Raw genomic sequence first — 20767 nt, forward strand, 5'->3', positions numbered from 1 at the left:
CACAGCCGGTCCTCCAGCTGTCCGGCGACGGTGACGGCGGCGGCCTGCCCGAACGCGACCGCGCCGGTCAGCCAGGTGAACGCCTCGGTGCGGGCTCCTCGGCCCGTCCGGCGTTCTCCAGCTCTACCGCCCGTCCGTCTGCCCTCCCGCCTGCTCGTCGGCCCTGACCTCGATCCGCCGCAGCGTCACCGCCGCTCCGAGCGCCGCCAGCACCAGCAGGACCGCTCCGGCGATCGCCGCCCCCTGCATGCCGCTGGTGAACGACTCCCGCGCCGTGGTGAGCAGGTCCGCACCGGTTCGGCCGGGCAGCCGGGCGGCCGTGGCGAGCGCGTCTCCCAGGGTCTCGCGGGCCGCGGCCGGCGCCGCGGCCGGCATCTCGTGGCGGTAGACCGCCGTACCGATGGAGCCGAGGACGGCCATGCCGAGCGCGCCGCCGAACTCGGCGCTGGTCTCCAGCAGCGAGGAGGCCGTGCCCGCCCGCTCCACCGGGGCGCCGCTCATCGCCAGGTCGGTCAGCTGGGAGACGACCGCGACCATCCCGCAGGCGAGGACCCCGGCGCCGGTCAGCACCAGCCACAGCGAGTCGGTGCCGGTGCAGGCGAGCAGTGCGTAGCCGGCCGCCATGGACGCGAAGCCGCCCGCGACGACGTACCCCCGGTTGACGCCCCGCTGCACGAGCTGCGCGGTGAGCGGCCCGGCGACGCCGATGAACCCCGAGGGCAGCAGGGCCCACAGGGCCGCCGACAGCGGGCTCTTGCCGAGGACCGACTGCAGGTACTGGGTGGTGAAGATGGCCGAGCCCATCATGGCGAGGGCGGCGACGAGGTTCAGGACCAGCGCGGGGGTGAAGCCGTGCCCCTTGAGCAGGGCCGGCGGGATCAGCGGGGAGGCGCTGGTGCGCTGGCGGTGGACGAAGAGGGCCGCGAAGAGCAGGCCGACGGTGACCGAGACGACGTAGAGCGGGTGCCAGCCCTCGGAGGGGATCTCCTTCAGGCCGTAGATCACGGGGAGCACGGCGGCCATCGACAGCGGGACGCTCACCCAGTCGAACCGGCCCGGGGCCGGGTCCTTCGACTCCGGCAGCAGCACGGGGCCGAGGAGCAGCAGCAGCGCCATGGCGGGCAGGTTGACCAGGAAGACCGAGCCCCACCAGAAGTGCTCGACGAGGATGCCGCTCATCACCGAGCCGAGGGCGATACCGCCGGTCATCACGCCGGACCACAGGCCGATCGCCTTCGTCCGCTGGGCCGGGTCGGTGAACATCGTGCGCAGCAGGGCCATCGTGGACGGCATCAGGGTCGCGCCGCCGATGCCGAGGACCGCGCGGGCCGCGATGAGGGTCTCGGCGCTGTCGGCGTAGGCCGCGAGGAGCGAGGCGGCGCCGAAGGCGGCGGCGCCCGCCAGGAGGAGCCTGCGGCGGCCGATGCGGTCGCCGAGCGAGCCCATCGTCATCAGCAGGCCGGCCAGGACGAAGCCGTAGATGTCGAAGATCCACAGCTGCTGCGTGCCACTCGGGTGCAGATCGGCGCTGATCGCGGGAGTCGCGAAGTACAGGACGGAGACGTCCATCGAGACCAGCAGCAGCGGCAGCATCAGCACGCCGAGAGCGGTCCACTCGCGGCGTCCGGCGCGGGCCGGGGAGGGCGGGGGCGCGGTCGGGGTGGTGCTCGTCGGGTTCGTCATGCCGAGGAATGTACGCGCGTCTTAAACGCTTGTCTAGAACGATTGTATAATTCAGGCGTCTAGGACGGTTGTATGGATCGGGAGTAGGGTGGCCGGCATGGGACACCGTGAGGATCTGCTCGAAGGCGCCAAGCGCTGCCTGCTCGCCAAGGGCTTCCTGCGCACGACCGCGCGGGACGTCGTCAAGGAGTCGGGCACCAACCTGGCCTCGATCGGCTACCACTACGGCTCGAAGGACGCGCTGCTGGCGCAGGCGTACATCGCGCTGATCGAGGGCGTGGGGGAGGGCTTCGACCCTTCCCTCGGCGGGGAGATGACACAGCCTCCGGGATCGCTGGAGCGCTTCCGGGAGGTGTGGACGAGCATCATCCGCACCGTGCCCGAGGCGCGGGCGATCTGGATGCTCAGCTTCGAGCTGATGTTCCAGGACGAAAAGATGGCCGAGGTCCGCAAGTTGCTCGCCGAGGCGCAGAAGGAGGGCCGTTCGGGGCTCGTCTCCCTCTTCAGCGGCATCCCGGAGGCCGACCTCGACGAGGAGACCAGCGAGACCGAGGGCCGCCTCTACATGACCCTGCTCAACGGCCTGATGGTCCAGTGGCTGTTCGACCCCGAATCGGCGACCACCGCGGAACAGCTCACCGAGGGACTGCGGCGGATCGCGCGGGCCGCCGCGAACGGCTGACCCCGCCGTCCGGCGCCGCCGTCTCCTGGAGGATCACCCAGTCGGCGCCCCTGTTTCGGCGCGGCCGACCGGGTGCTGGTGGCCGGCAACAGCGGCGGCGGCCCGCTGCCCGAGGAGTCACTGCCCGCCTTCCGGGACAACCGGGTCGAGGGCCCGCTGTCCTGCGCCGGCAACGAACCGGAGCTGCGCCGGAGCGGCAACACCGTGACCGGGCCCCGGTCCGGGCAGTGCGCCTGACGCACCGGCTACAGCCGCGCCCGCTTCAGCGCCATGTGCAGCAGCAGCCGGTCCTCCCCGTCGTCCAGGTCCAGACCGGTCAGCTGCTCCACCCGGGACAGGCGGTAGTACAGGGTCTGCCGGTGGATGCCCAGTTCCGCGGCCGTGCGCCCGGCCTGGCCCGCGCAGTCGAGGTAGACCTCGGCGGTGCGGGCCAGCTCGCGGTGCGCGGGGGAGAGGAGCGGGCCGACCACGGGATCGTGCGCGGCCTGCCCCGGGAGCGCGGTCAGCAGCCGGTACGGCCCGATCCGCGCCCACTCGGCGACCGGCCCGAACCGCGGTTCGGCCAGCGCGGCCCGCGCCGCGGCGGCGGCCTCCTGCCACACCGTCCCCAGCTCGGCGAGCCCGCTGCGCGGTTCGCCCACCCCGGCGGCGCATCCGGTGCCCGCGGCGGCCGGGCCCGGCCCGGTGAAGCCCGCGGCGGCCGCCGCGGCCACCCGCGCCCCGGCCCCGCGCGCCGCGCTCCCCGACGCCCCCCGCGCTCCCTCGGCCTCCTTCAGCAGCCGCGCGGCCGCCGCCAGCGCCGGTGTGCTCGTCTGCGTGGTCCGCAGCCGTACCAGCAGGGCGAGGCTCTGCCCCGACGCCCCCCAGGGCAGCGTGCACAGCGCCGCGGCATGGGGGATCGTCCGGGCGGCCGGGGCGTCGTCCGGGTCGGCCGACGGCCAGGGGGCGACACACACCAGGGTGAGGGGACCGTCCGCGCGGCTGCCGAGCGCGGTGCGGAGTTCGGCCACCGCCATGTCCCGCTGCCAGCCGCGCTCCGCGGTGAGCACCGCCCGCAGCTCACGGCTCAGCCCCGCCCCGGCCTCCGCCTCGTCCGCGAGCAGCGCGCCGATCCGGCCCGCCACCTGCATCGCCGCGGCCAACTGCGCCTCCGTCGGCCCCGGCTCGCCCTCCAGCAGCCAGACGTAGCCGAGCACGACACCCCGATGGCGTACCGGCAGGCAGATCCGGCCGCGGTAGACCCCGGCCTCCGGGCTCGCCGGGATCCGCACCGGTGCGGTCGCGCGCGTGATGCCGAAACCCTCGAACCACGACCGGACGGTGGCCGTGGAGCGCCGCGTCAGGATCGAACGGGTGCGCACCGGGTCCAGCGCGGACGCGTCCAGCTCGTCCTCGCTGTCGTACGCCCCGAAGGCGATCAGCTCGAAGTCACGGTTCTCCAGAGTCGCCGGAACGCCCAGCAGCTCCGAGATCTCGTCCACCAGCTCCTGATAGTCCGCCTTGAATTCCGCCGCCACTCGGGCATTCTCCCCCATTTTCCGGCGCCCTTCATACATCTGTCTGAGATCCCGGGCACGGATGCGTGACAGCTGTCGATGGCCCACGATCGGAGAGATCCTTAGGTTTCACGGTGGTTCTCCGTGCCGTACCCGAATCGTCGGGTAGTGGCCGTATTTGGTCCTTGTCTGTGGAGGTGCCCCGTGCTGGGTCCCGTGATTCTCGCCGCGTCGCGCAGCGACCGGATGCGACGCCTGATCTCGGCGGCCCCGGTGACCAAGCAGGTCGTCGACCGCTTCATCCCCGGTGAGACCGTGGCCGACATCGTGCCGATCATCAAGGACCTGACGGCCAAGGGCCTGGAGCTGACGATGGACGTCGTCGGCGAGGACATCACCACCCCCGAGCAGGCCGCCCACGCCCGCGACGCCTACCTGGCGCTGATCGAGCACCTCGAGGAGCTCGGGCTCGGCGAGCGGGTCGAGATGTCGGTGAAGCTGTCCATGTTCGGGCAGGCGCTGGAGGGCGGCCACGAGCTGGCCCTCGCCAACGTCCGGCCGGTCGTCGAGGCCGCCGCCGCCATCGGCACCACGGTGACCCTCGACGCCGAGGACCACACCACCCTGGACTCGATGTTCGCCATCCACGAGGAGCTGCGGAAGGACTTCCCGCAGACCGGCTGCGTCATCCAGGCCTACCTCTTCCGCACCGAGGCCGACGCCCGCCGCCTGGCGGAGTCCGGCAGCCGGGTGCGCCTGGTCAAGGGTGCCTACAAGGAGCCCGCCGAGGTCGCCTACCAGCAGAAGCACGAGATCGACAAGGCGTACGTCCGGGTCCTGCGCATCCTGATGGAGGGCGAGGGCTACCCGATGATCGGGTCGCACGACCCGCGTCTGATCGCCATCGGTCAGGAGCTGGCCCACAAGGCCGGCCGCAAGCTCGACGAGTACGAGTTCCAGATGCTGTACGGCATCCGCGGCGACGAGCACCTGCGCCTGGCCGCCGAAGGCCACCGCATGCGCGTGTACACCGCCTACGGCACCGACTGGTACGGCTACTTCATGCGGAGGCTCGCGGAGAAGCCGGCCAACCTCCGGTTCTTCCTGAGGAGCATGATCAGCCGTGGCTGACGCAACGAGGCTGTGCCGCGGCCTCGGCCGGGGGTCCGGGGGTCGTCCCCCGGGAAGGCACAGCATGCGGAGGCTCGCGGAGAAGCCGGCCAACCTCCGGTTCTTCCTGCGCAGCATGGTCAGCAAGGGCTAATCCGAACACCCGCTCACGTACAAGGAGTCAAGGATCTCATGGACGCTGTGACCCAGGTCCCCACCCCCGTCAACGAGCCGGTGCACGGCTACGCCCCCGGCTCGCCCGAGCGCGCCCGCCTGGAGGCCAAGCTCAAGGAGCTGGCCGAGAACCCGATCGACCTGCCGATGACCATCGGCGGCGAGAAGCGGATGGGCGGCGGCGAGCCGTTCCAGGTGGTCCAGCCGCACAACCACAAGGCCGTCCTCGGCACCCTGCGGGGCGCCACCCGGCAGGACGCCCAGGACGCCATCGACGCCGCCCTCGCCGCCGCGCCGGCCTGGCGCGCGATGTCCTTCGACGACCGCGCGGCGATCATCCTGCGCGCCGCCGAGCTGCTGGCCGGCCCGTGGCGCGAGACCATCGCCGCCTCCACCATGCTCGGCCAGTCCAAGACGGCCCAGCAGGCGGAGATCGACAGCCCCTGTGAGCTGGTCGACTTCTGGCGCTTCAACGTGCACTACGCCCGCCAGATCCTGGCCGAGCAGCCCCCGGCCAACTCCCCGGGCGTCTGGAACCGCCTGGACCACCGCCCGCTCGAGGGCTTCGTCTACGCGATCACGCCGTTCAACTTCAGCGCGATCGCCGCGAACCTGCCCACCGCCCCGGCGCTGATGGGCAACGTGGTGGTCTGGAAGCCGTCCCCGACCCAGACCCACGCGGCCGTCCTCCTCATGCAGCTGCTGGAGGAGGCGGGCCTGCCCAAGGGCGTCATCAACCTCGTCACCGGCGACGGCATCGAGGTCTCCGAGGTCGCCCTGGTCCACCGCGACCTCGCGGGCATCCACTTCACCGGCTCGACCAAGACCTTCCAGTACCTGTGGAAGACGGTCGGCAACAACATCGAGAAGTACCGCTCCTACCCGCGCCTGGTCGGCGAGACCGGCGGCAAGGACTTCCTGGTGGCGCACCCGAGCGCCGACCGTGCGGTCCTCAAGACGGCCCTCACCCGGGGCGCCTTCGAGTACCAGGGCCAGAAGTGCAGCGCGACCTCGCGCGCCTACATCCCGGCCTCCATCTGGAACTCGGGCTTCAAGGAGGAGTTCGCCGCCGAGGTCGACTACCTCACCATGGGTGACGTCACCGACCTGTCCAACTTCATGGGCGCCGTGATCGACGACCGCTCGTTCGCGAAGAACAAGGCGGCGATCGACCGCGCCAAGGCCGACCCCACCTGCACCATCGTCGCGGGCGGCACCTACGACGACTCGGTCGGCTACTTCGTCCGCCCGACCGTCGTCGAGTGCACCGACCCGGAGAACGAGGTCTTCACGACCGAGTACTTCGGTCCGTTCCTCGCCGTGCACGTCTACGAGGACGACCGGTACGACGAGATGCTGACCCAGATGGAGTCGGTGTCCGACTACGCCCTCACCGGCTCGGTCGTTTCCAACGACCGTGCCGCGGCCGCCTACACGATGGAGAAGCTCCGCTTCGCCGCGGGCAACTTCTACATCAACGACAAGTCGACCGGCGCCGTCGTCGGCCAGCAGCCCTTCGGTGGCGGCCGCTCCTCCGGCACCAACGACAAGGCGGGTGCCCCCCAGAACCTCCTGCGCTGGACCCTGACCCGGGCCATCAAGGAGACCCTGGTCCCGCCGACCGACTACGCGTACCCGCACATGGGCTGATCGGCCCCCCGTGAACACGGGCCGGGAAGCCTGACCCTCGAGCAGGCTTCCCGGCCCGTCGCCATACCCGGGGCACGACCGTGCCCATGAGGCCGGTCCCGACCGGTCCCCGACCGGCGGACGCCGGCCCTCACCTGACGGGCGGTCACACCGCGCGCACCAGGATCTTGCCCGTGTTCCCGCCGCGCAGCATCAGCAGGAACGCCTCCACGATCCGCCCGAACCCGTCGATCACCGTCTCGTCCGCGACCAGCGCCCCGCTCCGCAGATGCGGTACGGCGAAGTCGTACAACTCCTGCTGCACGTCCTGGTGATCGCTCACCAGGAAGCCCTCGATCCGCAGGCGCTTCTCCACGACGTCGGCGTGGTCGAAGACGACCGGCGGGGCGTCGGGGGTGTTGTACTGGCTGATCGTGCCGACCCTTGCCACCCGGCCCCGCTCGTGCAGCGCACCGATCGCCGCCCCGAGGTGGTCGCCGCCGACGTTGTCCACGAAGACGTCGATGCCGGAGGGGGCCGCCGCCGTCAGCAGGCCGGCCACCGGGCCCGTGCGGTAGTCGAAGGCCGCGTCGAAGCCGACCTTTCCGGTCAGGTGGGCGACCTTCTGCGGTGAGCCCGCGCTGCCGATCAGGCGGCCCGCGCCGAGCAGCCGGGCGAAGCGGCCGGTCGCCGTGCCGACCCCGCCCGCCGCACCGGAGACGAACAGGTCCTCTCCCTCGCGCAGCCGGGCGATCCGGGTGAGGGCGACGTACGCCGTCAGGCCCGTGCCGCCCAGCACGCCGAGGTACGCCGAGAGCGGGACGCCGGGGTGGTGGGGGAGCCGGCGCACCTCCTCGGGGCGGACCACCGCGTGGGTGCGCCAGCCCTGGCGGTGGAGGACGATCTCGCCCTCGGCCAGCGCCGGGGTACGGGAGGCGGTGACCCGGCCCAGGGTGCGGCCCTCCAGCGGGGCGTTCAGCTCGAAGTCGCCGTCCATCATCTCCCGGTGGTAGGGGTCCACGGACCAGTAGAGGTTCTCCACCAGGGCCGTGCCCGGGGCCGGTTCGGGGACGGGGGACTCGGCGAAGCGGAAGTGGCCGGGCGTGGGGAAGCCGGTGGGGCGGGCGGTCTGTTGCACGGTGAGCGCGGTCTCGGTCATGCGAAGGACCGTAGGGACGCCCGGCCCGGGTGGGCAGACGGTACGGTTCATGGAACCCGGCGATCCATGAAACGCCCTCATACCAGCAGGTGGGAGCCCCGAGTGACGACAGCCGACCTTGCCCCGCAGGAGCTGCGGACCCTGGTCGCGGTGGCCGACGAGGGCGGCTTCTCGGCCGCCGCCGCCCGGCTCGGGACCACCCAGTCCGCCGTCTCCCACGCGGTCCGCGGCATCGAACGGAAGCTGGGGGCCGTGCTGTTCGAGCGCGGCCGGTTCGGCGCCCGCCCCACGGCCGCCGGGGAGCGGGCCGCGGCCCATGCGCGGCGGGTGCTGCGGATGCTGCGGCTGATGGCCGCCGACGTGCGGGCCGCGGACACCGGCGAGCTCGCCGGCCCGCTGCGGATCGCCGCGTTCCGCAGCGCGGCCCTGCATCTGCTGCCGCCCGCCCTGGAGCGGCTGGCCGCCCTGCACCCCGGCATCGAGGTGACCGTCACCGTCGTACGGGAGCTGGGCGCCGGCACAGCGGGCGAGGTCGCCGCCGGACGGGCCGACCTCGGGATCGCCACCCTGAGCGGGCCGCCGCCGGCCGGGCTGGTCGGCGGGGTGCTGAGGGAGGAGCCGTACTCCCTGGTGCACCCGGCGGGACACCCCGACCCGCGCGCCCTGCCGCTCGTCGACTGGACGGAGAACTGCGGCTCGTACACCCGCGACTGGTGGGCCGCCCAGGACTGGATCCCGGCCGCGACCGTCAGCGCCGAGGACGACGGGGCGGTGCTGTCGATGGTGGGCAGCGGTCTCGGCATGGCGATCATGCCCGCGCTGTCCCTCACCGGGGCGCCGCCCACCGTGGAGATCACCGACCTCGGGCCCGCGCGTCCGCACCGCTCCGTCGGCTACGTCACCACCCCCGAACTGGCCGCCACCACCGCCGTACGGGCGCTGATCCGCGCGCTGCGCTCCCTCGGGCCGGTGACCCCCCAATGCGCGAAAGCCCAGCTCAGGGCGGTGTGAGCCGGTCGACCGTCTCAGATAGTAGGAAGTCCGAGTAATTGTGCAGACAGGGGCGGGCCGCTCCCTTACTTTTGTAGGAGCCGAACGTCTCGCTCGATCAAGCGAAGGGCGGTCGTGAGCCGGGCCCCGTGCAGGCAACCCCTGCGGCCGTCGCTCACCGCCCCATCCGGCGTCTCGTCACCTCTTCCGTGACCCCTCATGCCGCGCTCCATGTCTGCGAAGGAGTCGATTCCCATGGCCGAGACGACCGTCTGCCGCCGAGTCCGCCACGTGTCCCGCACGAGCGAGTCCGACCGCAAGAACGCCGCCGCCGCCCTCCAGCGCGCCCTCGACCGCCGGGACAACGGCGGCGAGACCGGCCACTGAGCCACGCGCCGGGAGCCGTACCCGCCCGACACGGCCTGTCCGGATGGCGGACAGGCCGTGTCATGGGATGGGACGAGGAGTAGGGTGCCCGCATGTCTCGCAGCATCGATCTCGCAGTGATCCCCGGTGACGGCATCGGGCAGGAAGTCGTGGCCGAAGGCCTCAAGGTCCTCTCCGCCGTCATCCCGCAGGATGTGAAGCTGGAGACCAAGGAGTACGACTTCGGCGCCCGGCGCTACCACGCCACCGGTGAGACCCTCACCGACGCCGACCTCGACGCGCTCAAGCAGCACGACGCCATCCTGCTCGGCGCGATCGGCGACCCGTCGGTGCCGTCCGGCGTCCTGGAGCGCGGCTTCCTGCTCAAGCTCCGCTTCGCCTTCGACCACCACGTCAACCTGCGGCCGAGCAAGCTGCTGCCCGGTGTCGCGACCCCGCTCGCCGGCGACCCGCAGATCGACTTCGTCGTCGTCCGCGAGGGCACCGAGGGCCCCTACACCGGCAACGGCGGCACCATCCGCAAGGGCACCGAGCACGAGGTGGCCACCGAGGTGTCCGTCAACACGGCCTTCGGTGTGGAGCGCGTGGTCCGCGACGCGTTCGCGCGTGCCCAGGCCCGCCCGCGCAAGAAGCTCGCACTGATCCACAAGAACAACGTGCTGACCTTCGCGGGTCACCTGTGGACGAACGTCTTCAACAAGGTGGCCGCGGAGTACCCGGAGGTCACCACCGAGTACATGCACGTCGACGCGGCGACGATCTACCTCGTCACCCAGCCCGAGCGCTTCGACGTCATCGTCACCGACAACCTCTTCGGCGACATCGTCACCGACCTCGCCGCGGCCGTCTCCGGCGGCATCGGCGTGGCCGCCTCCGGCAACATCAACCCCAGCCGGGAATTCCCGTCCATGTTCGAGCCGGTCCACGGCTCGGCCCCGGACATCGCCGGCCAGGGCAAGGCCGACCCCACCGCCACGGTCCTCTCCGTCGCCCTGCTGCTGCGTCACCTCGGCTACGACGCCGAGGCCGACCGCATCGACGAGGCGGTCGCCGCCGACCTCACCGAGCGCACGGGCAAGCCCGCCCGCAGCACCTCGGAGATCGGCGACGCGCTGGCCTCCCGAGTAGCCGGCTGACCCGGCGCTCCACCCCAGAAGCCGCCGGGCCGGACGACCGCCCGGCGGCTTTCGCATGTCCCCGCCGGGTGCCACCATCGACCCCTGGGCCGCCTTCACCCCGATTCCATCGGCCGTGCCCGCCGCGCGATAATCGAACGCGGAGCCGCGGTATGAGGGAAAGCTCGGACGTCCTAGCACAAGCCTGCGAAGGCCGGTCACGGGCGTGAGCGCGGCCCGTCACTACAACCGGTGAAGGACAATCACTCATGACGACGCCCACGATCGAGCTCAAGCCCTCCGCCACCCCGCTCGCCGCCGCCGAGCGCGAGGCGATCCTGGCGAACCCGGGGTTCGGCCGCCACTTCACCGACAACATGGTGACGATCAAGTGGACCGAGGGCCGCGGCTGGCACGACGCGCAGCTCGTCCCGTACGGCCCGATCTCCCTCGACCCCTCCACCCACGTCCTGCACTACGGCCAGGAGATCTTCGAGGGCCTCAAGGCCTACCGGCAGCCCGACGGCTCGATCGCGCTCTTCCGTCCCGAGGCCAACGCCCGCCGCTTCCGGGGCTCGGCCCGCCGCATGGCCATGGCCGAGCTGCCCGAGGACCTGTTCATCGCCGCGCTGGACGCGCTGCTCTCCCAGGACGCCGACTGGGTCCCGCCGCACGGCGGTGAAGAGGCCCTCTACCTGCGTCCGTTCATGTTCGCGACCGAGGCCGCGCTGGGCGTGCACCCGGCGAACGAGTACCTGTTCATGCTGATCGCCTCCCCGTCCGGCGCCTACTTCGCGGGCGGCGTGAAGCCGGTCACCATCTGGGTCTCCGAGGACCACGTCCGCGCCGTCCCCGGCGGCACCGGCGACGCCAAGACCGGCGGCAACTACGCCGCCTCCCTGCTCCCGCAGGCCGAGGCCGCCGCGCACGGCTGCGACCAGGTCGTCTACCTCGACGCGGTCACCCGCACCAAGGTCGAGGAGAGCGGCAGCATGAACGTCGCCTTCGTCTACGGCGACCGGATCGTCACCCCGGAGCTGACCGGCTCGATCCTGGAGGGCATCACCCGCGACTCCCTCCTCCAGGTCGCCCGCGACCTCGGCTACACGGCCGAGGAGGGTGTGATCACCCTGGAGCAGTGGCGCGCGGACGCCGCCTCCGGCGCCCTGACCGAGGTCTTCGCCTGCGGCACCGCCGCCGTGGTCACGCCCATCGGTCACGTCAAGACCAAGACGGACGCCTGGACCCACGGCGACGGCAACCCCGGCGAGGTCACCATGCGCCTGCGCCGCGCCCTGCTCGACCTCCAGCGCGGTACGACCGAGGACAAGCACGGCTGGATGCACCGCGTCGGCTGACGGCCGGGCCGCTACAGGCTCAGGGCCGCCTCGGACTCCTCGCTGGGCTCCGTGGCGGCCCTCGTGCGTTCCGCGGCGAGCGTCAGCAGCAGGTACACCAGCCCCCCGGCCGCGCCCGACAGCAGGAAGCTGCAGTCCACCCCGCCGGTCAGGTGCAGGAGCGGGCCCTCGTACGACGGCAGGGACACCGCGAGCAGGCCGACGGCGGCGCCCACCGCCCAGGACGCGGTCGCCCGGACGTTCCAGCCCGCCCGGTACCAGTAGATCCCGCCCCGCGAGCGGCGGTTGAAGACCTGCAGGGCGTCGGCGTCGTAGATCCCGCGGCACCGGACGAAGCCGATGAGGGTGATGACCGCCCAGGGGGTGCCGATGGCGGTGAGCAGCAGGACGAAGGAGGTCATCGCCGACTGCGCGTTCCAGGCGTAGTGCCCGACGAAGACGCAGGCGGTGGCGACGAGGGCGACGGTGTAGGTGGCCCGGGCGCGGGAGGCCCGGGGCAGGATCGCGTCCAGGTCCAGGCCCATGGAGTACAGCATCAGACCCGCGTTGCCGACCGAGCCGGCCGAGGCGGACAGCAGCAGCGGGATCAGGTACCAGGTGGGGGAGGCCGTCACCAGCGGGCCCGCGTAGTCCGTCGCAGCCCGGGCCGCGTACGCCGTGAAGGTGCCGAACAGCTGCGGCACCAGCAGGCCGAGGATCAGGCCGAGCCAGGTGGCGTGCAGCACCCGGCGGCTCTTGTGGCGGACGGGGGAGATGTAGCGGGTGTAGTCGCCGAGCAGGGTGATGAAGGCGATCGGGCCGGACAGACCCGCGGCGACGGCGGCCAGGAACCAGGTCGGCCAGAACGAGCCCAGCAGATAGCCGCCCGCACCCGGCAGCGCCGCGGTGGTGAAGTGCGGGGCGTAGGCGAAGATCCCGAGCGCCAGCAGAGCGGTCATGCCGACGGCCAGCACCTTGGACATGGCGAGCAGCACCCGGTAGCCGTACACCGCGCCCGCGACCGTCGCCGCGGCGAGCACCGCGTAGACGACGGCGTACGACACCCCGTCCGCGGGCAGGCCGATCATCCGGCCGAGGACGCCCAGCATCACGTCACCGCCGATCCACACGGTCAGCGCGGTGTAGCCGAGGGCGAGCAGCAGGCCGACGATCGAGCCGACGAGCCGGCCCCGCACCCCGAACTGGGCGCCGGAGGACGTGGACAGGTTGGTCGCGGTGCGCAGGGAGACCAGCGCCAGCGGGGCGGTGAACAGGGTGCCGACGACCGTGCCCGCGACGACGGCGCTCACCGACGCCCACCAGCCGAGCCCGAAGCTCGGCGGGAGCCAGCCGAAGATGATCACTCCGAGGCAGAGGTTGGAGCCGAGCAGGATCGAGACGAGGTCGCGCGGACCGCTGGTCCGCTCCTCGTCCGGGATGGTGTCGACTCCGCGCTGTTCTATCGGCATGGCTTGGTCTCCTTCGACTGCCGCCTGAGGTTAGAGCGACGTTCAATCTCAGTTACTGGAATCCGGATGTCAATGTTTCCGTTCCATGAATTCGACGTTTAGAGTGATGCTCTAACGTCAGGAAGGCAAGGAGGTGCCGCGTCGTGAGACTGACCCCCACGGAACGTGACCGGCTGCTGCTCTTCGGAGCCGCCGAGCTGGCCCGGGCCCGCCGCGCGCGCGGCCTGCGGCTGAACGTGCCGGAGGCGACCGCGCTGATCGCCGACACCGTGTGCGAGGCGGCCCGGGACGGCAGGCGGCTCGCGGAGGCCATCGAGGCCGCCCGCGCGGTGCTCGGCCCCGAGGACGTGCTGCCCGGCGTCGCCGACGTCGTCACCGAGGTGATGGTGGAGGCCGTCTTCGACGACGGCTCGCGGCTCGCCGTGGTCTCCGACCCGATCGGCGGCGGCCTCGGCGAGGACGCCCCGGGCGCCCTGCTGCCCGGGCCTCAGCACGCCGACCCGGAGCCGGTCCTGCGGCTGGCGGTCACCAACACCGCGACGGTGCCCGTCTCGGTCACCTCCCACTTCCACTTCTTCGAGGCCAACCCGCGTCTGCGCTTCGACCGCTCCGCCTCCTACGGCATGCGGCTCGCCGTACCCGCCGGGTCCTCCGTGCGGTTCGGGCCGGGAGAGAGCGAGGAGGTCGGTCTCGTGCCGATCGGCGGCGACCGCGTCGCGATCGGCTTCGCCGGACTGGTCGACGGGCCGCTGGACGCGCCGGGCGCGAAGGACGAGGCCCTGCGCCGGGCCGCCGCCTGCGGCTATCTCGGAGTCACCCACGTCAGCACGCCGGAAGGAGGCGAGGAGCGATGAGCCGCTCGAAGGGACGAGAGGTGAGCCGGGCGATCCACGTCGACCCGCACGCCTACGCAGCCACCCACGGCCCCCGCGCCGGCGACCGCGTCCGCCTCGGCGACTCCGGGCTCACCGTCCGCGTCGAGTCCGACTCCCAGAAGTACGGCGACGAGTTCCTGGCCGGCTTCGGCAAGACCGCCCGGGACGGACTGCACCTGAAGGCCGCCGCGGTCCGCGAGACCTGTGACGTCGTCATCAGCAACGTCGTCGTGATCGACGCGGCGCAGGGCGTCCGCAAGGTCTCCATCGGCATCCGCGAAGGCCGGATCTGCGGGATCGGGCGGGCCGGCAACCCCGACACCCTCGACGGCGTGGACGTCGTCGTCGGCACCGGCACCTCCATCGTCTCCGGCGAGGGCCTGATCGCCACCGCCGGCGCCGTCGACACCCACGTCCACCTGCTGTCGCCGCGCATCATGGAGGCCTCCCTCGCCTCCGGCGTGACCACGATCATCGGGCAGGAGTTCGGCCCGGTGTGGGGCGTCGGCGTCAACTCGCCCTGGGCGCTGCGCCACGCCTTCAACGCCTTCGACGCCTGGCCCGTCAACATCGGCTTCCTCGGCCGCGGTTCGTCCTCCCACGACGCGCCCCTCGTCGAGGCCCTGGCCGAGGGCGGCGCGTCCGGCTTCAAGGTGCACGAGGACATGGGCGCCCACACCCGCGCCCTGGACACCGCCCTGCGGGTCGCCGAGGAGCACGACGTCCAGGTCGCCCTGCACAGCGACGGCCTGAACGAGTGCCTGTCGGTCGAGGACACCCTTCGCGTCCTCGAAGGCCGCACGATCCACGCCTTCCACATCGAGGGCTGCGGCGGCGGACACGTGCCCAACGTGCTGAAGATGGCCGGTGTCCCCAACGTCATCGGCTCCTCCACCAACCCCACCCTGCCCTTCGGCCGGGACGCCGTCGCCGAGCACTACGGCATGATCGTCTCCGTCCACGACCTCAAGCCCGACCTGCCCGGCGACGCGGCCATGGCCCGCGACCGCATCCGGGCCGGCACGATGGGCGCCGAGGACGTGCTGCACGACCTGGGCGCGATCGGCATCACCTCCTCCGACGCCCAGGGCATGGGCCGCGCCGGTGAGACGGTCCGCCGTACGTTCGCCATGGCCGGCAAGATGAAGGCCGAGCTGGGCCCCATGGAGGGGGACGGCGAGGGCGACGACAACGCCCGCGTCCTGCGCTACATGGCCAAGCTCACCATCAACCCCGCCATCGCCCACGGCCTCTCGCACGAGGTCGGCTCTCTCGAGACCGGCAAGCTCGCCGACATCGTGCTGTGGCGCCCGGAGTACTTCGGCGCCAAGCCGCAGCTCGTCCTCAAGGCCGGCTTCCCGGCGTACGGCGTGGTCGGCGACCCCAACGCGGCCACCGACACCTGCGAACCCCTCGTCCTGGGGCCGCAGTTCGGCTCGTACGGCGCCACGGCCGCCGACATCTCGGTCGCGTTCGTCGCCCGGGCGGCCGTGGACCTGGGCCACGACACCATGCCGACCCGCAGGCGCCGGGTCGCCGTACGCGGCACCCGGGGCATCGGCCCCGCCGACCTGCGGCTGAACGCCCGCATCGGAGCCGTCGACGTCGACCGGCGCACCGGCCTGGTCACCCTCGACGGCGAGCCGCTCAGCTCCGAGCCCGCCGACTCCGTCTCCCTCAACCGCCTCTACTTCCTCTAAGGACCCGCGACATGACCACCCCCGCCGCCGACGGCTTCCGCATGCCCGCCGAGTGGACCCCGCACGAGCGCACCTGGATGGCGTGGCCGGGCCCCAACCCCACCTTCGACGACCCGGACGACCTCGCCGCCTCCCGGGCCGCCTGGGCGTCCGTCGCCCGCGCCGTCCTGCGCTTCGAACCGGTCACGGTCGTGTGCGGCCCCGGCCAGTCGGCCGAGGCGCAGGCCCTCCTCGGCCCCGGCATCGACACCGTCGAGCGCGAGCTGGACGACGCCTGGATGCGGGACATCGGCCCCACCTTCCTCACCGACGGCCAGGGTGGCCTCGCCGCCGTGGACTGGACGTTCAACGGCTGGGGCGCGCAGGACTGGGCCCGCTGGGAGCACGACTCCAAGATCGGCGCGTACGTCTCCGACCTCGCGGGTGCGAAGACGTACGCCTCGAAGCTGGTCAACGAGGGCGGCGCGATCCATGTCGACGGCGAGGGCACCGTGCTGCTCACCGAGACCGTGCAGCTCGGCCCCGAGCGCAACCCGCACTGGTCGAAGGAGGAGGTCGAGGCCGAGATCCACGCCCACCTCGGCACCAGCAAGGCGATCTGGCTGCCGCGCGGCCTGACCGGCGACTACCCGCCCTACGGCTTCGGCACCCTCGGCCACGTCGACATCGTCGCCGCCTTCGCCCGCCCCGGTGTCGTCGTCGCCCACCACCAGCCGGACCCGGCCCACCCCGACCACGAGGTCACCAAGGAGGTCATCGGCCTGCTGAAGTCGGCGACCGACGCCCGGGGCCGCAAGCTGGAGGTCGTGGAGGTGCCGGCCCCGACCGTCCTGGAGGCCGACGGCCACTGGGCCGACTACTCGTACATCAACCACTACATCTGCAACGGCGGCCTGGTGCTGTGCGGCTTCGACGACCCGCGCGACGAGATCGCCGCCGGGATCTTCCGCCGCCTGTTCCCCGAGCGGACGGTGACCCTGGTGGACGCGCGTACGATCTTTGCGGGTGGGGGCGGCATCCACTGCATCACCCAGCAGCAGCCGAAGGCATGAGCGTGTAGGAGTGAGGGATGGCCGGTGCGGCACGGGCGCGGAAGAACGCGCCGCCGCGCGAGGAGGTGCTCGCCGCCGCCATGGACATGATCGCCGAGCGCGGTCTGGAGAAGCTCACCATGGCGGCGCTGGGCCGCGCGGTGGACATGAGCAGCGGCCATCTCCTGTACTACTTCCGCTCCAAGGACGAGCTGCTGCTGCAGACCCTGGAGTGGAGCGAGGGGCGGCTGGGCGCGGAGCGGGGCCGGTTGCTCACCGGTCCCGGAACCGCGCGCGAGCGCCTTTCCGCCTACGTCGACCTGTACGTGCCCGACGGTCACCGCGATCCGCACTGGACGCTGTGGCTGGAGGTGTGGAACCGCTCGCAGAACGCGGACGACGGCGCGCGCGCCCGGCAGGCGGCGATCGAGGGAGCGTGGCACCGCGACCTGGTCGCGCTGGTGGCCGAGGGCGTCTCGCGCGGCGAGTTCCGCACGGTGGACGCGGACCGCTTCGCGGCGCGGCTGCGCGCGCTGCTGGACGGCTTCTCCATCCATGTGGCGATCGGACTGCGCGGGACCGACCGTGAACAAGTGCTGGCCCATGTGCGGGAGTTCATCGCCGACTCCCTCCTGGAACCGGCCGGGTGAAGGAATCGTTCGCTCCGGTGCCGGGCAGGTACCGGCGCATGGGACGACAACACTGGAAGAGGATCTGGGTCGGCTCGGCGGGGAACATGGTCGAGTGGTTCGACTGGTTCGTGTACGCGAGCTTCGCCACCTATTTCGCCGGCGCGTTCTTCCCGAGCGGCAACCCCACCGCCCAGCTCATGAACACCGCCGGCATCTTCGCCGTCGGCTTCTTCATGCGCCCCGTGGGCGGCTGGCTGCTGGGCCGGGTCGGCGACCGCAAGGGCCGTAAGGCGGCGCTGACCCTGACCGTCACGCTCATGTCGGCCTCGGCCGTCCTCATCGCCGTCGCGCCCACCTACGCGGTCGCCGGCTACGGCGGTGCCCTCGTCCTGCTCGTCGCCCGCCTGCTCCAGGGCCTCTCCGTGGGCGGCGAGTACGCGGCCAGCGCCACCTATCTGACGGAGGCCTCCGCCCCCGGGAGCCGTGGCTTCGCCTCCAGCTTCCAGTACGTCTCCATGACCGCCGGCCAGATCGTCGGCCTCGGCCTGCAGATCATCCTGCAGCGCACCCTGTCCGACGCCGCCCTGCACAGCTACGGCTGGCGCATCCCGTTCGTCGTCGGTGCGCTCGGCGCGGCCGTCGTCCTCTATCTGCGCCGCAGCATGCTGGAGACCGAGGTCTACGCGGACGACACCTCCCACACCGAGGAGCGCGGCACCCTGCGCGCCCTGTGGCGGCACCGGCGGGAGGCGTTCCTGGTGATCGCGCTCACCATGGGCGGCACGGTCGCGTACTACACGTACACCACCTACCTGACGAAGTACCTCTCCAACTCGGCCGGGCTGTCCAAGCAGACCGCGACCCTGGTCTCCTTCACCGCGCTGATCGTCTTCGCCGCCCTCCAGCCGCTCGCGGGCCGCCTCTCCGACCGGATCGGCCGCCGCCCGCTGCTGATCACCTTCGCGGTCGGCTCCACCGTCCTCACCGTGCCGGTCATGACCCTGCTGGGGCACGCGGACGGCTACTGGCCCGCCCTCGGGCTCGCCCTCCTCGCCCTGGTCGTGGTCACCGGCTACACCTCCATCAACGCCTGCGTGAAGGCCGAGCTGTTCCCGACCGGGGTGCGCGCGCTCGGCGTGGCCCTGCCCTACGCCCTCGCCAACGCCCTCTTCGGCGGCACGGCGGAGTACGTCGCCCTGTGGTTCAAGAACGCCGGGATCGAGTCCGGCTTCTTCTGGTACGTGGCCGGTTGTGCCGCCGTCTCCCTGGTGGTGTACGTCACCATGCGGGAGACGAAGGACCTGGATCTGGCCAGGGTGCGGGCCGGGGAGACGTCCACCGTGACGACCGCATCCTGAGACGGTCGGTGAGCCGGGGGCAGGGTTGTGCCAGACTGCCTCCGTGCTCTCGTTCGCCATGATTATTGGCAGCAGGCGCGCCGGTCCGCAGTGACCACCTCGTACGACCAAGTGCGGGTGGCCACCGTCGTCCTCGACCCGCGCGCAGACCTCTCGCACCCGCGAGGGGTTTTTTCGTTTTCCGGCCCACCATCAGCCGGGAACGGAGCGCGGGGGAGTATTGGGGGGACGGTGGAGCCGGTCATTCCGGTAAGACCGAAGATCCACAACAGGAGCCTTGAGATCATGACCGAGACGGCAACCAGCGAGCTCGACGACTCGTTCCACGTCTTCGACACCACGCTGCGCGACGGCGCGCAGCGCGAGGGCATCAACCTCACCGTCGCGGACAAGCTCGCCATCGCCCGGCACCTGGACGACTTCGGCGTCGGCTTCATCGAGGGCGGCTGGCCCGGCGCGAACCCCCGCGACACCGAGTTCTTCGCCCGCGCGCAGGCCGAGATCGACTTCCGGCACGCCCAGCTGGTCGCCTTCGGCGCCACCCGCCGCGCCGGCGCCAAAGCCGCCGAGGACCCGCAGGTCAAGGCGCTGCTCGAGTCCGGCGCCCCGGTGATCACCCTGGTCGCCAAGTCGCACGACCGGCACGTGGAACTGGCCCTGCGCACCACCCTCGACGAGAACCTGGAGATGGTCCGCGACACCGTCTCCCACCTGCGCGAGCAGGGCCGCCGGGTGTTCGTCGACTGCGAGCACTTCTTCGACGGCTACCGCGCCAACCCCGAGTACGCGAAGGCCGTCGTCCGCACGGCCTCGGAGGCGGGCGCGGACGTCGTCATCCTCTGCGACACCAACGGCGGCATGCTGCCCGCCCAGGTCCACGCCGTGGTCTCCACCGTGCTCGCCGACACCGGCGCCCGGCTCGGCATCCACGCCCAGGACGACACCGGCTGCGCGGTCGCCAACACCCTCGCCGCCGTCGACGGGGGCGCCACCCACGTCCAGTGCACGGCCAACGGCTACGGCGAGCGCGTCGGCAACGCCAACCTCTTCCCGGTCGTCGCCGCCCTGGAGCTGAAGTACGGCAAGAAGGTGCTGCCCGACGGCAAGCTCCGTGAGACGACCCGGATCTCGCACGCCATCGCCGAGGTCGTCAACCTCACCCCCTCCACCCACCAGCCCTACGTCGGCGTCTCCGCCTTCGCCCACAAGGCCGGCCTGCACGCCTCCGCGATCAAGGTCGACCCGGACCTGTACCAGCACATCGACCCCGAGCTGGTCGGCAACACCATGCGGATGCTGGTCTCCGACATGGCGGGCCGCGCCTCCATCGAGCTGAAGGGCAAGGAGCTGGGCATCGACCTGGGCGGCGACCGCGAGCTCGTCGGCCGGGTGGTCGAGCGGGTGAAGGAGCGCGAGCTCAAGGGCTACACCTACGAGGCCGCCGACGCCTCCTTCGAGCTCCTGCTGCGCGCCGAGGTCGAGGGCCGCCCGCTGAAGTACTTCGACGTCGAGTCCTGGCGGGCCATCGTCGAGGACCGCCCCGACGGAACCCACGCCAACGAGGCCACGGTGAAGCTGTGGGCCAAGAGCGAGCGGATCGTCGCCACCGCGGAGGGCAACGGCCCGGTCAACGCCCTCGACCGCGCCCTGCGCGTCGCGCTGGAGAAGATCTACCCGCAGCTCGCCAAGCTCGAGCTGGTCGACTACAAGGTCCGCATCCTGGAGGGCAAGCACGGCACCCAGTCCACGACCCGGGTGCTGATCTCCACCTCGGACGGCTCCGGCGAGTGGTCCACGGTCGGCGTGGCGGAGAACGTGATCGCCGCGTCCTGGCAGGCCCTGGAGGACGCGTACACCTACGGGCTGCTGCGGGCGGCCGTGGAGCCGGCGGAGTAGCGCCGCCGGTTCGGCCGGGGCCGCCCGCTCCGGCGCGGCTTTCG

At 71.9% G+C, this 20767-nt stretch carries 18 protein-coding genes; 14 read left to right on the forward strand and 4 right to left on the reverse strand.

What is annotated here, in order from left to right; genetic code table 11:
* Window positions 1–123: 123 nt before the first annotated feature.
* Window positions 124–1683, reverse strand: coding sequence for an MFS transporter (locus AB0N17_RS16320; RefSeq protein ID WP_366011973.1), 1560 nt, complete (start codon window positions 1681–1683; stop codon window positions 124–126).
* 97 nt (window positions 1684–1780) lie between these two features.
* On the opposite strand from AB0N17_RS16320, the gene AB0N17_RS16325 reads away from it, so the two are divergent.
* Window positions 1781–2365: a TetR/AcrR family transcriptional regulator gene (locus tag AB0N17_RS16325; RefSeq protein WP_366011974.1), complete on the forward strand. Its 585-nt coding sequence runs from the start codon at window positions 1781–1783 to the stop codon at window positions 2363–2365.
* A 78-nt stretch (window positions 2366–2443) separates the two neighbouring features.
* The gene (locus AB0N17_RS16330) at window positions 2444–2602 is read left to right on the forward strand and encodes a hypothetical protein (RefSeq protein WP_366011975.1); all 159 of its coding nucleotides are present in this window, start codon (window positions 2444–2446) and stop codon (window positions 2600–2602) included.
* 8 nt (window positions 2603–2610) lie between these two features.
* Here the strand turns inward: AB0N17_RS16330 and AB0N17_RS16335 are convergent, their stop codons facing one another.
* Window positions 2611–3882: a helix-turn-helix domain-containing protein gene (locus AB0N17_RS16335; protein WP_366011976.1), complete on the reverse strand. Its 1272-nt coding sequence runs from the start codon at window positions 3880–3882 to the stop codon at window positions 2611–2613.
* A 183-nt stretch (window positions 3883–4065) separates the two neighbouring features.
* On the opposite strand from AB0N17_RS16335, the gene AB0N17_RS16340 reads away from it, so the two are divergent.
* Both AB0N17_RS16340 and pruA read left to right on the forward strand, forming a co-directional pair.
* Window positions 4066–4992, forward strand: a complete 927-nt coding sequence (locus tag AB0N17_RS16340) for a proline dehydrogenase family protein (RefSeq protein ID WP_366011977.1) — start codon at window positions 4066–4068, stop codon at window positions 4990–4992.
* 171 nt (window positions 4993–5163) lie between these two features.
* Entirely contained in the window at window positions 5164–6795 is a 1632-nt protein-coding gene (gene pruA / locus AB0N17_RS16345) for an L-glutamate gamma-semialdehyde dehydrogenase (protein WP_366011978.1), read from the forward strand.
* Between the two features lie 145 nt (window positions 6796–6940).
* Here pruA and AB0N17_RS16350 read toward each other — a convergent pair whose 3' ends face one another.
* Window positions 6941–7933, reverse strand: coding sequence for an NADP-dependent oxidoreductase (locus AB0N17_RS16350; protein ID WP_366011979.1), 993 nt, complete (start codon window positions 7931–7933; stop codon window positions 6941–6943).
* Between the two features lie 102 nt (window positions 7934–8035).
* On the opposite strand from AB0N17_RS16350, the gene AB0N17_RS16355 reads away from it, so the two are divergent.
* From AB0N17_RS16355 to AB0N17_RS16370, 4 genes are all read left to right on the forward strand, one after another.
* Window positions 8036–8944 carry a LysR family transcriptional regulator gene (locus AB0N17_RS16355; protein WP_366011980.1) on the forward strand — a complete coding sequence of 303 codons (909 nt, stop codon included), beginning with the start codon at window positions 8036–8038 and terminating at the stop codon, window positions 8942–8944.
* 234 nt (window positions 8945–9178) lie between these two features.
* A complete protein-coding gene (locus tag AB0N17_RS16360) occupies window positions 9179–9310 on the forward strand; it encodes a hypothetical protein (protein ID WP_366011981.1) in 132 nt (43 codons plus the stop codon).
* 92 nt (window positions 9311–9402) lie between these two features.
* The gene (locus AB0N17_RS16365; protein WP_366011982.1) at window positions 9403–10446 is read left to right on the forward strand and encodes a 3-isopropylmalate dehydrogenase; all 1044 of its coding nucleotides are present in this window, start codon (window positions 9403–9405) and stop codon (window positions 10444–10446) included.
* Between the two features lie 248 nt (window positions 10447–10694).
* Entirely contained in the window at window positions 10695–11783 is a 1089-nt protein-coding gene (locus AB0N17_RS16370) for a branched-chain amino acid aminotransferase (protein WP_366011983.1), read from the forward strand.
* An 11-nt stretch (window positions 11784–11794) separates the two neighbouring features.
* On the opposite strand, the gene AB0N17_RS16375 is transcribed toward AB0N17_RS16370, so the two are convergent.
* On the reverse strand, window positions 11795–13231 hold the full coding sequence (locus AB0N17_RS16375) for a cytosine permease (protein ID WP_366011984.1): 1437 nt from the start codon (window positions 13229–13231) through the stop codon (window positions 11795–11797).
* A gap of 143 nt (window positions 13232–13374) precedes the next feature.
* On the opposite strand from AB0N17_RS16375, the gene ureA reads away from it, so the two are divergent.
* The 6 genes from ureA (at window position 13375) to cimA (ending at window position 20723) form a co-directional block, all read left to right on the forward strand.
* Entirely contained in the window at window positions 13375–14085 is a 711-nt protein-coding gene (gene ureA, locus AB0N17_RS16380) for an urease subunit gamma (RefSeq protein ID WP_366011985.1), read from the forward strand.
* Window positions 14082–15806: an urease subunit alpha gene (locus tag AB0N17_RS16385; protein WP_366011986.1), complete on the forward strand. Its 1725-nt coding sequence runs from the start codon at window positions 14082–14084 to the stop codon at window positions 15804–15806. Before ureA ends, AB0N17_RS16385 begins: the two co-directional genes overlap by 4 nt.
* Before the next feature lie 11 nt (window positions 15807–15817).
* Window positions 15818–16858 carry an agmatine deiminase family protein gene (locus AB0N17_RS16390; RefSeq protein ID WP_366011987.1) on the forward strand — a complete coding sequence of 347 codons (1041 nt, stop codon included), beginning with the start codon at window positions 15818–15820 and terminating at the stop codon, window positions 16856–16858.
* Between the two features lie 17 nt (window positions 16859–16875).
* A complete protein-coding gene (locus AB0N17_RS16395) occupies window positions 16876–17487 on the forward strand; it encodes a TetR/AcrR family transcriptional regulator (protein WP_366011988.1) in 612 nt (203 codons plus the stop codon).
* Between the two features lie 38 nt (window positions 17488–17525).
* Window positions 17526–18827 carry an MFS transporter gene (locus AB0N17_RS16400; protein ID WP_366011989.1) on the forward strand — a complete coding sequence of 434 codons (1302 nt, stop codon included), beginning with the start codon at window positions 17526–17528 and terminating at the stop codon, window positions 18825–18827.
* A 285-nt stretch (window positions 18828–19112) separates the two neighbouring features.
* A complete protein-coding gene (gene cimA, locus AB0N17_RS16405) occupies window positions 19113–20723 on the forward strand; it encodes a citramalate synthase (RefSeq protein ID WP_366011990.1) in 1611 nt (536 codons plus the stop codon).
* The last annotated feature ends 44 nt before the right edge of the window (window positions 20724–20767 follow it).

The organism is Streptomyces sp. NPDC051133 (assembly GCF_040682635.1).
In the GTDB taxonomy this organism is placed as follows: Bacteria; Actinomycetota; Actinomycetes; order Streptomycetales; family Streptomycetaceae; genus Streptomyces.

Coding starts and splice junctions, on each gene's coding strand:
- AB0N17_RS16365 (WP_366011982.1), top strand. CDS start 9,403: ATGTCTCGCAGCATCGATCTCGCAGTGATCCCCGGTGACGGCATCGGG.
- AB0N17_RS16325 (WP_366011974.1), top strand. CDS start 1,781: ATGGGACACCGTGAGGATCTGCTCGAAGGCGCCAAGCGCTGCCTGCTC.
- AB0N17_RS16385 (WP_366011986.1), top strand. CDS start 14,082: ATGAGCCGCTCGAAGGGACGAGAGGTGAGCCGGGCGATCCACGTCGAC.
- AB0N17_RS16370 (WP_366011983.1), top strand. CDS start 10,695: ATGACGACGCCCACGATCGAGCTCAAGCCCTCCGCCACCCCGCTCGCC.
- AB0N17_RS16320 (WP_366011973.1), bottom strand. CDS start 1,683: ATGACGAACCCGACGAGCACCACCCCGACCGCGCCCCCGCCCTCCCCG.
- AB0N17_RS16350 (WP_366011979.1), bottom strand. CDS start 7,933: ATGACCGAGACCGCGCTCACCGTGCAACAGACCGCCCGCCCCACCGGC.
- AB0N17_RS16395 (WP_366011988.1), top strand. CDS start 16,876: ATGGCCGGTGCGGCACGGGCGCGGAAGAACGCGCCGCCGCGCGAGGAG.
- cimA (WP_366011990.1), top strand. CDS start 19,113: ATGACCGAGACGGCAACCAGCGAGCTCGACGACTCGTTCCACGTCTTC.
- AB0N17_RS16375 (WP_366011984.1), bottom strand. CDS start 13,231: ATGCCGATAGAACAGCGCGGAGTCGACACCATCCCGGACGAGGAGCGG.
- AB0N17_RS16360 (WP_366011981.1), top strand. CDS start 9,179: ATGGCCGAGACGACCGTCTGCCGCCGAGTCCGCCACGTGTCCCGCACG.
- pruA (WP_366011978.1), top strand. CDS start 5,164: ATGGACGCTGTGACCCAGGTCCCCACCCCCGTCAACGAGCCGGTGCAC.
- AB0N17_RS16390 (WP_366011987.1), top strand. CDS start 15,818: ATGACCACCCCCGCCGCCGACGGCTTCCGCATGCCCGCCGAGTGGACC.
- AB0N17_RS16400 (WP_366011989.1), top strand. CDS start 17,526: ATGGGACGACAACACTGGAAGAGGATCTGGGTCGGCTCGGCGGGGAAC.